The 12837-nt window shown below is 58.8% G+C and carries 14 protein-coding genes; 2 read left to right on the top strand and 12 right to left on the bottom strand.

Going from position 1 to position 12837, the window contains the following annotated elements; genetic code table 11:
• Positions 1-163: 163 nt before the first annotated feature.
• A complete protein-coding gene (gene fdxA, locus ND528_RS16410; protein ID WP_016771449.1) occupies positions 164-487 on the top strand; it encodes a ferredoxin FdxA in 324 nt (107 codons plus the stop codon).
• A 532-nt stretch (positions 488-1019) separates the two neighbouring features.
• Here fdxA and rpoS read toward each other — a convergent pair.
• The 8 genes from rpoS to ND528_RS16450 form a co-directional block, all read right to left on the bottom strand.
• A complete protein-coding gene (rpoS, locus tag ND528_RS16415; protein ID WP_130911283.1) occupies positions 1020-2027 on the bottom strand; it encodes an RNA polymerase sigma factor RpoS in 1008 nt (335 codons plus the stop codon).
• Between the two features lie 106 nt (positions 2028-2133).
• A complete protein-coding gene (locus ND528_RS16420) occupies positions 2134-3003 on the bottom strand; it encodes a peptidoglycan DD-metalloendopeptidase family protein (protein WP_212615429.1) in 870 nt (289 codons plus the stop codon).
• A 212-nt stretch (positions 3004-3215) separates the two neighbouring features.
• A complete protein-coding gene (locus ND528_RS16425; RefSeq protein WP_160768345.1) occupies positions 3216-3851 on the bottom strand; it encodes a protein-L-isoaspartate(D-aspartate) O-methyltransferase in 636 nt (211 codons plus the stop codon).
• A gap of 38 nt (positions 3852-3889) precedes the next feature.
• Positions 3890-4639, bottom strand: coding sequence for a 5'/3'-nucleotidase SurE (gene surE, locus ND528_RS16430; protein WP_024011837.1), 750 nt, complete (start codon positions 4637-4639; stop codon positions 3890-3892).
• Positions 4627-5685, bottom strand: a complete 1059-nt coding sequence (gene truD / locus ND528_RS16435; RefSeq protein ID WP_212615428.1) for a tRNA pseudouridine(13) synthase TruD — start codon at positions 5683-5685, stop codon at positions 4627-4629. Before truD ends, surE begins: the two co-directional genes overlap by 13 nt.
• On the bottom strand, positions 5682-6155 hold the full coding sequence (ispF, locus tag ND528_RS16440; protein WP_253499599.1) for a 2-C-methyl-D-erythritol 2,4-cyclodiphosphate synthase: 474 nt from the start codon (positions 6153-6155) through the stop codon (positions 5682-5684). The genes truD and ispF overlap by 4 nt, the downstream gene beginning before the upstream one ends.
• Before the next feature lie 43 nt (positions 6156-6198).
• Positions 6199-7044: an S-formylglutathione hydrolase gene (gene fghA / locus ND528_RS16445; protein WP_263470724.1), complete on the bottom strand. Its 846-nt coding sequence runs from the start codon at positions 7042-7044 to the stop codon at positions 6199-6201.
• A gap of 88 nt (positions 7045-7132) precedes the next feature.
• The gene (locus tag ND528_RS16450) at positions 7133-8245 is read right to left on the bottom strand and encodes an S-(hydroxymethyl)glutathione dehydrogenase/class III alcohol dehydrogenase (protein ID WP_007908835.1); all 1113 of its coding nucleotides are present in this window, start codon (positions 8243-8245) and stop codon (positions 7133-7135) included.
• A 116-nt stretch (positions 8246-8361) separates the two neighbouring features.
• Between ND528_RS16450 and ND528_RS16455 the strand changes: the two genes are divergently transcribed.
• Positions 8362-9258 carry a LysR substrate-binding domain-containing protein gene (locus tag ND528_RS16455; protein ID WP_122505709.1) on the top strand — a complete coding sequence of 299 codons (897 nt, stop codon included), beginning with the start codon at positions 8362-8364 and terminating at the stop codon, positions 9256-9258.
• A 132-nt stretch (positions 9259-9390) separates the two neighbouring features.
• Here ND528_RS16455 and ispD read toward each other — a convergent pair whose 3' ends face one another.
• From ispD to kdsA, 4 genes are all read right to left on the bottom strand, one after another.
• Positions 9391-10098 carry a 2-C-methyl-D-erythritol 4-phosphate cytidylyltransferase gene (gene ispD / locus ND528_RS16460; RefSeq protein ID WP_212615427.1) on the bottom strand — a complete coding sequence of 236 codons (708 nt, stop codon included), beginning with the start codon at positions 10096-10098 and terminating at the stop codon, positions 9391-9393.
• The gene (gene ftsB / locus ND528_RS16465) at positions 10095-10373 is read right to left on the bottom strand and encodes a cell division protein FtsB (RefSeq protein WP_007964293.1); all 279 of its coding nucleotides are present in this window, start codon (positions 10371-10373) and stop codon (positions 10095-10097) included. The genes ispD and ftsB overlap by 4 nt, the downstream gene beginning before the upstream one ends.
• Before the next feature lie 169 nt (positions 10374-10542).
• Positions 10543-11832, bottom strand: a complete 1290-nt coding sequence (gene eno / locus ND528_RS16470) for a phosphopyruvate hydratase (protein ID WP_137215276.1) — start codon at positions 11830-11832, stop codon at positions 10543-10545.
• A gap of 155 nt (positions 11833-11987) precedes the next feature.
• Positions 11988-12833, bottom strand: a complete 846-nt coding sequence (gene kdsA / locus ND528_RS16475; protein ID WP_007954807.1) for a 3-deoxy-8-phosphooctulonate synthase — start codon at positions 12831-12833, stop codon at positions 11988-11990.
• Between the last annotated feature and the right edge of the window lie 4 nt (positions 12834-12837).

The following is a 12837-nucleotide window of genomic DNA, read 5'->3' on the forward strand; positions in this document are numbered from 1 at the left end:
GCACTGAAGAAGCGGATATAACGCAAATCGCTTCAAGCTGTTAGAATCTCGCGCGGTTCGGGATGCTGCTGGCTCATAGCCTGGTCAGCAGGTATCGCTCCCGAACCTGGCGACCCCAACCGTGAAGGGGCAACGCTGCCGCCGCCTGAGGAGAAAATTAGAAATGACCTTCGTCGTCACCGACAACTGCATCAAGTGCAAGTACACCGACTGCGTAGAAGTCTGTCCGGTGGACTGCTTTTACGAAGGCCCGAACTTCCTGGTGATTCACCCGGACGAGTGCATCGACTGCGCACTGTGTGAACCAGAATGCCCGGCTGTGGCGATCTTCTCTGAAGACGAGATCCCAAGCGGCATGGAAAACTTCATCGAGCTCAATGCCGAGCTGGCGGATATCTGGCCGAACATCACCGAGCGCAAGGATCCGCTTCCGGATTCTGCTGATTGGGATGGCAAGCCGAACAAAATCGAACAACTCGAACGCTGATCTACCCCGCGCTCGACTGAAAGGCCCCTTGCGGGCCTTTTTGCTTTTGCAGGTTTTACTTTTCTGCAGACGAAAAAAGGGGCGGTATGACCCGCCCACATTTTTTCCCTATTCCCTGTATTCCTTTTCATCGTCCTGATGAATCGCCTCCTGCGATGTCCGTTCCCCTCTTCCGTGATGGGCGTGTCTGTCCGTCGACACAGGCTTGATATTAGAGAGTTTCCGCAGCGGAGCAATCAGGCTCAGGCGCAGCTCTACGCTGACATAAAGACATAACAATTGAAAAATGTTCATATAAATCATCGAGTTAACGTTCACCATTGAGCGCAATCGCCTTCTGCCGAAGTATAAAAATAGCGAACACTTACGACACAGTAAGCAAAGGCTTACAGCGCGAGACTACAAACACAGAAATTGCCTACCGCTTGTCAGGTGTCTCGCCCTGACAGACCCGATGCACGAGGCAGGCATAAACAAAAAGCCCCGACTGATTGAATCAGCCGGGGCTTTTTGCGGGCGGTCGATCAGGCGCTTATTGGAACAGCGACTCGCTCGACAGGCCATTTTTCTCCAGGATCTCGCGAAGGCGCTTGAGGCCCTCCACCTGGATCTGTCGTACCCGCTCGCGGGTCAGACCGATCTCCAGGCCTACGTCTTCCAGAGTACTGCTCTCATGACCGCGCAGGCCGAAGCGGCGGATCACCACCTCGCGCTGCTTGTCGGTCAGCTCGGACAGCCATTGATCGATGCTCTGCGACAGGTCATCGTCCTGCAGCAGTTCGCACGGATCGGTGGGACGATCATCAGTGAGGGTGTCCAGCAGGGTTTTATCCGAATCCGGACCCAGCGAGACGTCGACCGAAGAAACCCGTTCGTTCAGGCCCAGCATGCGCTTGACCTCGCCCACCGGTTTTTCCAGCAGGTTGGCGATTTCTTCGGGTGAAGGTTCGTGGTCGAGTTTTTGCGTCAGCTCCCGTGCGGCCCGCAGGTACACGTTGAGCTCCTTGACCACATGAATCGGCAACCGGATGGTCCGGGTCTGATTCATGATCGCGCGTTCGATGGTCTGACGGATCCACCACGTGGCGTAGGTCGAGAAGCGGAAGCCGCGCTCGGGATCGAACTTTTCAACCGCACGGATCAGGCCGAGGTTGCCCTCTTCGATCAGATCCAGCAGCGACAGCCCCCGATTGACGTAACGCCGGGCGATCTTGACGACCAGCCGCAGGTTACTTTCGATCATGCGCTTGCGCCCGGCCGGATCGCCACTTTGCGACAAGCGCGCAAAATGAACTTCTTCTTCCGGGGAGAGCAGAGGGGAAAAGCCGATTTCGTTGAGATACAGCTGCGTGGCATCAAGTGCCCGAGTGTAGTCGATGTATTTATGTTGTTTGAGTGTGGCGGAGTGTCTGGATTTGGAACGAACGGAAGGTGGAGCAGCCCCTTCATCATTCAACATCGAATCCGAACCGATGCCGGTCTCCATAAGGAGAACCTCATCGTCGATGTCAAACTCCGGCACTTCTTTACTGAGAGCCATTGTTATAGTCCTTTGGTGAGTTCGACCCCAAGCTCAAGCGACGCCTTTATCCTTGGCAACGCTGGAGCCTGTCCCCTCTACGCGACGGAACAGGCTGGCCTTCAAATCAACGTCTTGGCAGGAACTGCAGCGGATCCACAGGTTTACCTTGGCGGCGAATCTCAAAATGCAGTTTCACCCGGTCTGTACCCGTTGACCCCATTTCGGCAATTGTCTGTCCGACCTTGACCTGCTGCCCCTCCCGAACCAACAGCCTGCGGTTATGTCCGTAGGCACTGACGTAGGTTTCGCTGTGTTTGATGATGACCAATTCGCCGTAGCCCCTTAAGCCACTCCCGGCGTATACGACCGTCCCATCAGACGCAGCTAAAACAGGCTGTCCCAAATCTCCGGCGATATCAATTCCTTTATTCAAACTACCGTTTGAAGAGAATTTTCCAATCAGAACGCCATTAGATGGCCATCCCCAGCCGGTCGGGGCGGGGCCTGCCGGAGGCAGTGGAGCGGGTGCAGGTTTGCTCGCGACGGACGGTACAACCCCTTTGGAACCGGTGGTTGTAGTGGTTGTGGTGCCATTCGCCTGGCGCCGGATTACCGTGGTTTTACTCGACGAAGAAGGTGAAGAACTGGAGTTGCTGACGACCGCCGTCGGTGTTGAACCGCTGCGCCCGTCGAAGCGAATTGTCTGACCCGGATGGATCGTATACGGCGTAGGAATATTGTTCCGTGCGGCGAGGGCTTTGTAGTCCCAGCCGTAACGAAAGGCGATCGAAAACAAGGTATCGCCGGGACGGACTACGTACTGTCCGGTGGTGACGGTAGGACGTTGCGCCACCGCATTGTTGCGATCAACAACCCGCACGTTGCTCGATTTGGTGCTGGAGCAACCGACCAGCAAGGTGCTCAAGACAAGGCCAGTCACCAGGCGCTGAAAGCTCGTGTTACCCATACGCTGCGCAATGACTGTGAGACTCACCCGCCGCTCCCTTTGTGGTGGCTGAAAAATTCTGAATGCCGCGTTGCGGCATGAGGTGTCGCAAGTATAACGGGCCGAAACGGCTTTACCTTTAATGAAGCGAAATCACCGTGCGCACACGTTTGCCAAGGGCAAGTACGCTGCGTTTAACCTCTGGCTGCCGCTGTAAGACCGGCGCCGTTGAAAGGAATTCAGCGCCTGTTTGCAAATGCTCAGGCCAGTGGCCCATTGAGCAAAGGCACGAAACGCACAGCGCCCAGAACGTGTCGGGAGAAGCCATGTTCCTCGCGCACGATCAGCATCAGTTGTTGCACTTCCCCGGAGCCGACCGGAATCACCATGCGCCCACCGGGGGCCAACTGATCAAGCAAAGCTTGCGGTACATCGGTGGCCACGGCGGTGACGATGATGCCGTTGTAGGGCGCCAGCGCCGGCCAGCCTTCCCAGCCATCGCCCCAGCGAAACACCACGTTGCGCAGGTTCAGCTCGACCAGACGCTCCTTGGCGCGATCCTGCAACACCTTGATGCGCTCGACGGAAAACACCCGTTCGACCAGTTGCGACAACACCGCCGTCTGGTAGCCGGAACCGGTGCCGATCTCCAACACTTTATCCAGCGGGCCGGCCTCCAGCAGCAGCTCGCTCATGCGCGCCACCATATAAGGCTGGGAAATAGTCTGGTTGTTGCCGATCGGCAGCGCGGTATCTTCATAAGCGCGATGCGCCAGCGCCTCGTCGACAAACAGGTGACGCGGCGTGCGGCGGATCACTTCCAGGACTTTGGCGTTCGATACGCCTTCTTCATACAGCCGCTGGATCAGTCGCTCGCGTGTACGCTGGGAGGTCATGCCAATGCCGCTGCGCAGGCGGTCGTCATGTTCACGCATCAGCTCAGCCCTCCAAGCCAGCCATCGAGACTTCTGAAGGCATCATTGAAGGTGCGATCGAGCTGCAACGGCGTGATGGACACATAACCCTGCATCACGGCATGAAAATCGGTGCCCGGGCCGCCATCTTCAGCGTCGCCGGCAGCAGCAATCCAGTAACCGGCCTTGCCGCGCGGATCGACCACTTTCATCGGCGCCGCCGCGCGGGCGCGATGGCCGAGCCGGGTCAACTGAATGCCACGGATGTGATCGATAGGCAGATTGGGAATGTTCACGTTGAGTACCGTGCGCGGCGGCAGATCGAGCCCGGCGTGGGCCTCGACCAGTTTGCGCGCAAAGTAGGCCGCGGTCGGCAGGTTATCCACCTGACGCGAGACCAGTGAAAACGCAAACGATGGGCGCTCAAGAAAACGTCCTTCAAGCGCCGCTGCCACAGTCCCGGAATACAGCACATCGTCACCGAGGTTGGCGCCCAGGTTGATGCCGGAAACCACCATGTCCGCTTCGCGCTCAAGCAAGCCGTTAAGGCCCAGGTGAATGCAATCGGTCGGTGTGCCGTTGAGGCTGATAAAGCCGTTGGCCAGGTATTGCGGGTGCAGCGGACGGTCGAGCGTCAGCGAACTGCTGGCGCCGCTTTTGTCCTGCTCCGGGGCGATAACCACGCATTCGGTGTAATCCGCCAGCGCAGCATAAAGCGCGGCGAGACCGGGCGCGGTTACCCCATCGTCGTTAGAAATCAGAATACGCATGGGCTGTCCGTCTGCCCCACCGGCACCAGATCAACGAGCTCGCGCACCAATACGGTGGCAAAGCATCCGGCCGGGAGGACGAATTCCAGTTGCAGAATGTCAGGTTGGGGATAATGCCACGTCAACCCGCCAATGGGCAGCCGCAGGATGCGACGTTCATGGCTCATTCCGGCGTGGATCAACCAGTCGCGCAGCTCCGCTTCGCGGGCGGCGATCGCCTGCTCCAGTTCATGGACTGCGCCAGCTGCGGGCGAGTCACCTTCGCCCCACTGCGGACCGGTCGGGTGCAGGTCGAGAATTGCCAGGCGCGGGTCGCTGCATTCGGCTTCACCGGCGGGAAAAAAACTGCGGCTGTCAGTGAAAGCCAGCAAATCGCCAACCAGCGCGGTGTTCCAGGTGCCGTCGGCGACCCGCGCCGCCAACACCTGGTTGAACAGAAAGCTGCGTGCGGTCGACAGCAACCGCGAGCGTACATTGCGCTGCTCCGGCAGAGCCTTGCGCGCCGCCCACGCCCGCGCATCGACAACGTTGCCGCCGTCATGGCCGAAGCGCTGGGCGCCAAAATAGTTGGGAATGCCTTGTTTGGCGATCAGTTGCATCCGCTGTTCAAGCGCGTCTTTGTCGCCATTGAATTGAGTCAGGCGCAGGGTGAAACCGTTGGCCGAATGCGCACCGCGTTGCAGCTTGCGCTTGTGGCGCGTGGTCTTGAGGATCTTCAGCGTGTCGTTTTCCGCCGCCGACAGATCCGGATCGGCCTTGCCCGGCAACTGCACGCTGAACCACTGTCGGGTCAGGGCCTGACGATCCTTGAGACCGGCATAGCTGACAGTGCGCAACGGCACGCCCGCCGCTTTGGCAATCCGCCGCGCCGCTTCTTCGGTATTGAGGCCGCGCTTTTCCACCCAGATCCACAAATGTTCGCCGTCACCGCTGAACGGAATATCCAGCACTTCATCGACCTGGAAATCTTCGGCGCTGGCTTTCAGTACCGCTGTGCCGAGAGGTTGGCCATAGGCCCGAGGGCCGAGCAATTGCAGTTCATTCATGCGCGCAGCAACAAGGCAACGGAGTGCACGGCGATGCCTTCTTCGCGACCGACAAAGCCAAGCTTTTCGGTGGTGGTAGCTTTGACGTTCACTTGATCCAACTCAACTTGAAGATCCGCCGCGATCAGCGCGCGCATCGATTCGATATGCGGCGCCATTTTTGGCGCCTGGGCAACGATGGTGTTGTCGACGTTGCCGATTTTCCAGCCCTTGGCGTGGATCAGACTGACCACATGACGCAACAGCACACGGCTGTCGGCGCCCTTGAATTGCGGATCGGTGTCCGGGAAGTGTTTACCGATATCACCCAGCGCCGCCGCGCCGAGCAAGGCATCGCTCAAGGCGTGCAGCAGGACGTCACCGTCGGAATGAGCGAGCAGCCCGAAGCCGTGTGCAATCTGCACGCCGCCCAGAGTAATGAAATCGCCTTCAGCGAAACGGTGCACATCGTAGCCGTGGCCAATACGCATAAAAAAACGCCCCGATTTTTGTCAGGGCGTGATTCTACCTGCATTAACCGCGCAGAGCGCGTGCGTGATGCTGCAAGTGGTCGTCAATGAAGCTTGAGATGAAGAAATAGCTGTGGTCGTAGCCCGGTTGCAGGCGCAGCTCCAGCGGATGCCCCGCTTGTTTTGCTGCGTGTTGCAAGGCCTCGGGTTTCAATTGCGTGGCGAGGAAATCGTCACGATCACCTTGATCGACCAGCAACGGCAACTTCTCCGTCGCCTCGGCGATCAGCACACAGGCGTCCCACTCCTTCCACTTCGAACGGTCTTCGCCCAAATAGTTGGAAAAGGCCTTCTGACCCCAAGGGCAATCGATCGGATGGGTGATCGGCGAAAAGGCCGAAACCGATTTATACCGCCCAGGATTGCGCAAGGCACAGACCAAAGCACCGTGGCCGCCCATCGAGTGGCCGCTGATGCTGCGCTTGTCGGAAGCGGGGAAATGCGCTTCAACCAGTGCAGGCAATTCCTTCACGACATAGTCATGCATCTGATAATGATGCGCCCATGGCTCCTGCGTGGCGTTCAGATAAAACCCGGCGCCGAGACCGAAATCCCAAGCCTTGTCCGCATCGTCCGGGACATCCGCGCCACGTGGGCTGGTATCCGGGGCGACGATGATCAGACCAAGTTCGGCGGCCATGCGCATCGCACCGGCCTTTTGCATGAAATTCTCATCGGTGCAGGTCAGCCCGGACAACCAGTACAGCACTGGCAGCTTGCCGCCCTGCTCCGCCTGCGGCGGCAGGTACACGGCGAAGACCATGTCGCAATCAAGCACTTCGGAGCGATGGCGATAGCGCTTGTGCCAGCCACCGAAACTCTTCTGACAGGAAATGTTTTCCAGATTCATAGCACTTCAGCCGCAAGCTGCGAGCTTCAAGCTGCAAGAGGGCGTTGCGCCTGCTTGCAGCTTGTGGCTTGTAGCTTGCCGCTGCTCCTTAGAAATGAATGACGGTGCGGATGCTCTTGCCTTCGTGCATCAGGTCGAACGCCTTGTTGATATCTTCCAGGCCCATGGTGTGGGTGATGAAGGTATCCAGCGGGATTTCGCCGCTCTGGGCCATGTCGACGTAGCTCGGCAATTCAGTACGGCCACGCACGCCGCCGAACGCCGAACCGCGCCAGACGCGACCGGTAACCAACTGGAACGGACGGGTAGCGATTTCCTGACCGGCACCGGCGACACCGATGATGACGGACTCGCCCCAGCCTTTGTGGCAACACTCAAGCGCGGCGCGCATCAGTTGCACATTGCCGATGCACTCGAAGGAGAAGTCGACGCCGCCATCGGTCATGTCGACGATCACTTCCTGGATCGGACGATCAAAGTCTTTCGGGTTCACGCAATCGGTGGCACCGAGTTGTTTGGCGATCTCGAACTTGGCCGGGTTGATGTCGATGGCGATGATCCGCGCAGCCTTGGCTTTCACAGCGCCGATCACGGCCGACAAGCCGATGCCACCGAGACCGAAGATCGCCACGGTGTCACCCGGTTTGACCTTGGCGGTGTTGAGCACGGCGCCGATACCGGTGGTGACGCCGCAGCCGAGCAGGCAGACCTTTTCCAGCGGTGCGTCTTTGGAGATCTTGGCTACGGAGATTTCCGGGAGCACGGTGTATTCGGAGAACGTCGATGTGCCCATGTAGTGGAAAATCGTCTCGCCCTTGTAGGAAAAACGCGAAGTGCCATCCGGCATCAGGCCTTTGCCCTGAGTAGCACGAATCGCCTGGCAGAGGTTGGTCTTGCCCGACTTGCAGAATTTGCACTGGCCGCATTCCGGGGTGTACAGCGGAATGACGTGATCGCCGACGGCAACCGAGGTCACGCCCTCACCGATCGCTTCAACGATGGCGCCACCTTCGTGACCGAGGATCGACGGAAAGATGCCTTCCGGGTCTGCGCCGGACAAGGTGTAGGCATCGGTGTGGCACACCCCGGAAGCGACAACGCGCAGCAACACTTCACCAGCCTTGGGCATGGCGACATCGACTTCTACGATTTCCAGCGGCTTCTTGGCCTCGAAGGCAACGGCGGCGCGCGACTTGATCATGCTGACTCTCCAGTGAACCCGATAAATAAAAAAGCAGACAGACAGTGTAGTTCAGCGCGCCCTGATGAATAATCCGGACGAAAGCAAAACATTATTGCCATACAGGGATAATCCAAGTGTCGGAAAACCGCTGGGAAGGCATCGACGAGTTCGTTGCCGTCGCCGAATGCAACCAATTCACCGCCGCTGCCGAGCGTCTTGGGGTTTCTTCCTCGCACATCAGTCGACAAATCGTACGGCTCGAAGAGCGTTTGCAAACGCGCCTGCTCTATCGAAGCACCCGGCGGGTGACGCTGACCGAGGCCGGACAAACGTTCCTGCAACATTGCCAACGCCTGCAGGACGGTCGCGAAGAAGCCTTGCGCGCAGTGGGTGATCTGACCAGCGAACCGAAAGGCATGCTGCGCATGACTTGCGCCGTGGCCTACGGTGAACGGTTTATCGTGCCGCTGGTGACGCGGTTCATGGGGCTGTATCCGCAGCTGCGCATCGATATCGAGCTGAGCAATCGCCAACTGGACCTGGTGCATGAAGGTCTGGACCTGGCGATTCGCCTGGGCCGGCTACAGGACTCGCGCCTGGTCGCGACACGTCTGGCGCCACGGAGAATGTACCTGTGCGCGTCGCCGTCCTACTTGGAACGGTACGGGCGCCCACACAGTTTGTCAGAGTTGAGTCGGCACAATTGTTTGATCGGCAGTTCGGATATCTGGCAACTGGAACAGAACGGACGGGAATTTTCCCAGCGCGTGCAGGGCAACTGGCGTTGCAACAGTGGGCAGGCGGTGCTGGACGCGGCGCTTCAGGGTGTAGGCCTGTGTCAGTTGCCGGACTATTACGTGCTCAAGCACCTGCACAGCGGCGCGCTTATTTCCTTGCTCGAGGCACATCAGCCGCCGAATACGGCGGTGTGGGCGCTATATCCGCAGCAGCGGCATCTGTCGCCGAAGGTGCGCAAGTTGGTGGATTTTTTGAAGGTGGGACTGGCTGAAAGGCCGGAGTACAAGCTTTGAGTTATTGATTGCCCGTGCGACCGCTTTCGCGAGCAGGCTCGCTCCCACAATTGACCGAGTTCGACAGCTGGATGCTTTCCCTCTGTGGGAGCGAGCCTGCTCGCGAAGGCAATGGCACAGCGACCGCAAATCTCAGCGGCGATTCGCCCACCGCTGGCGCAACCACTCCAGATCTTCCGGCCGGGTCACCTTGAGGTTATCCGCGCGCCCTTCGATCAGACGCGGTGCCAGACCGGCCCATTCCATCGCCGAAGCTTCATCGGTAATGACGGCATCCGCGACCAGGCTGTCGGCCAACGCCCGATGCAACGCACCGAGGCGAAACATCTGTGGCGTATACGCCTGCCAGATCACGCTGCGATCCACCGTTTCAACTACGCGCCCGTTTTTATCGACGCGTTTTAGCGTGTCGCGGGCGGGTACCGCCAGCAAACCACCCACTGGGTCATCCGCCAATTCAGCCAGCAACCTGTCGAGATCATCGCGACTCAGATTGGGCCGGGCCGCATCGTGCACCAGCACCCAGTCGTCATCGTCGGCACCTTGCGCATGCAGATGCAGCAAGGCGTTTAGCACCGAAGCGGAACGCTCCGCGCCGCCATCAACCCGCTGAATGCGCGGATCGTTGACGCATGCCAGATTCGGCCAATAGGGATCATCGACAGCAAGACTGACCACCAGGCCCTTGAGGCTCGGGTGATCAAGGAAACAGCCGAGGCTGTGTTCGAGAATTGTGCGCCCGCCCAGTTGCAGATATTGCTTGGGACGGTCCGCGGCCATTCGGGCACCGACGCCCGCGGCAGGAATTACGGCCCAGAAGGCCGGCAGGGAATCGATCATTGAGCCAACTGGTAAAGGGTTTCGCCGTCCTTGACCATGCCCAGTTCGTGACGAGCCCGCTCTTCAACGGTCTCCATGCCTTTCTTCAACTCGCTGACTTCAGCGTCCATCACCCGGTTGCGCTCCAGCAGGCCTTCGTTTTCGGCATGTTGGTCGGCGATCTGCTGTTTCAGCTCGGCGACCTGCGCCAGACTGCCATTGCCCACCCACAGGCGGTACTGCAGACCGGCCAGCAGCAAGAGCAAAACAAGAAACAACCAGTAAGGACTGCGCATCGAATATCAGGTATCCAGTGAAAAAAGACAGCCACGCATAATGTTGCAGCATCTGATAGCACGAAGCCTGGAAAGATCCAGGCTTGTGCTTAAGGCATCAGATTAGTGGCAAATCCATCGCTGTCACGACTTTTCCGACACAATCCGGTGTCCTTTGATCAGGTTGCGCTTAACCGCGGAACTCGGCACGGCCGTTGTACTTGGCCTTGCCGTTCAACTGCTCTTCGATACGCAGCAGTTGGTTGTACTTGGAAACGCGGTCGGAACGGCACAGCGAACCGGTCTTGATCTGGCCAGCCGAGGTGCCCACAGCCAGGTCGGCAATGGTCGAATCTTCGGTTTCGCCGGAACGGTGCGAGATCACTGCGGTGTAACCGGCAGCCTTGGCCATCTGGATGGCTTCCAGGGTTTCGGTCAGGGTGCCGATCTGGTTGAACTTGATCAGGATCGAGTTGGCGATCTTTTTGTCGATGCCTTCTTTCAGGATCTTGGTGTTGGTCACGAACAGGTCGTCGCCCACCAGTTGGGTTTTCTCGCCGATCTTGTCGGTGAGGATTTTCCAGCCAGCCCAGTCGGACTCGTCCAGACCGTCTTCGATGGAGATGATCGGGTAACGCTCGGTCAGACCTTTGAGGTAGTCGGCGAAACCTTCAGCAGTGAACACCTGGCCTTCGCCGGACAGGTTGTACTTGCCGTCTTCGTAGAACTCGCTTGCAGCGCAGTCCAGCGCCAGGGTCACGTCGGTGCCCAGTGTGTAACCGGCGTTGGCCACGGCTTCGGAGATCACTTTCAAAGCGTCTTCGTTGGACGCCAGGTTCGGTGCGAAACCGCCTTCGTCGCCAACGGCGGTGCTCAGGCCACGGGCCTTCAGCACAGCTTTCAAGTGATGGAAAATCTCGGTACCCATGCGCAGACCTTCCGAGAAAGACTTGGCGCCAACTGGCTGCACCATGAATTCCTGGATGTCGACGTTGTTATCGGCGTGCTCGCCACCGTTGATGATGTTCATCATCGGTACCGGCATCGAGTACACACCCGGGGTGCCGTTGAGGTTGGCGATGTGTGCGTACAGCGGCAGGTCCTGATCCTGCGCAGCCGCCTTGGCCGCAGCCAGGGACACGGCGAGGATGGCGTTGGCGCCCAGGGTTGCCTTGTTTTCGGTACCGTCGAGCTTGATCATCGCGTGGTCGAGGGCTTTCTGGTCGCTTGGGTCGGTGCCCAGCAGCAGATCGCGGATCGGACCGTTGATGTTGGCTACCGCCTTGAGCACGCCCTTGCCCAGGTAACGGCTCTTGTCGCCATCACGCAGCTCGAGCGCTTCACGCGAGCCAGTGGATGCACCGGACGGCGCGCAGGCGCTGCCGATGATGCCGTTGTCGAGAAGCACGTCCGCTTCCACGGTGGGATTGCCACGGGAGTCGAGAACTTCACGACCTTTGATGTCGACGATTTTTGCCATTGTTGTAAACACTCCAAAGTTGACGAAAACGACGCAGCTAGAGGAAATCTTTATCGTCGGCAAGCGAAGTACAGCGGGCAGACTTGCAGACGACAACGCTCACGCCCGAGGGCATGAGCGACAAATCGTGCGGTACTTTACCGGAGAATCGAGCGTTACGCGGTTTCTACCGTCGGAAAACTCTTCACCAGTTCGTCCAGAGCCTTGAGCTGGGCCAGGAATGGCTCCAGTTTGTCCAGACGCAAGGCGCAAGGGCCGTCGCATTTGGCGTTGTCCGGATCCGGATGCGCTTCGAGGAACAGACCCGCCAGCGACTGGCTCATGCCGGCCTTGGCCAGATCGGTGACCTGCGCGCGGCGACCGCCGGCCGAGTCGGAACGACCGCCGGGCATTTGCAGCGAGTGGGTCACGTCGAAGAACACCGGGTATTCGAACTGCTTCATGATGCCGAAGCCGAGCATGTCGACCACGAGGTTGTTGTAGCCGAAGCTCGAACCGCGCTCGCAGAGGATCAACTGATCGTTCCCGGCTTCTACGCACTTGTTCAGGATGTGTTTCATTTCCTGAGGTGCGAGGAACTGGGCTTTCTTGATGTTGATCACGGCATTGGTCTTGGCCATCGCGACGACCAGATCGGTCTGACGCGACAGGAAGGCCGGCAGCTGGATGATGTCGCAGACCTCAGCGACCACCGCGGCCTGATCCGGCTCGTGGACGTCGGTGATGATCGGCACGCCGAAGGCCTGCTTGATGTCCTGGAAGATGCGCATGCCCTCTTCCAGGCCAGGACCGCGATACGACGTCACAGAAGACCGGTTGGCCTTGTCGAAGCTGGCCTTGAACACGTAAGGGATACCGAGTTTTTCGGTGACCTTCACGTATTCTTCGCAAACCTGCATGGCCATGTCACGGCTTTCCAGCACGTTCATGCCACCGAACAGCACCATGGGTTTGTCGTTGGCAATCTCGATGTCGCCGACGCGGATGATCTTCTGTGCCATCGGG

This window comes from Pseudomonas mercuritolerans (genome assembly GCF_025706525.1).
GTDB lineage: Bacteria > Pseudomonadota > Gammaproteobacteria > Pseudomonadales > Pseudomonadaceae > Aquipseudomonas > Aquipseudomonas mercuritolerans.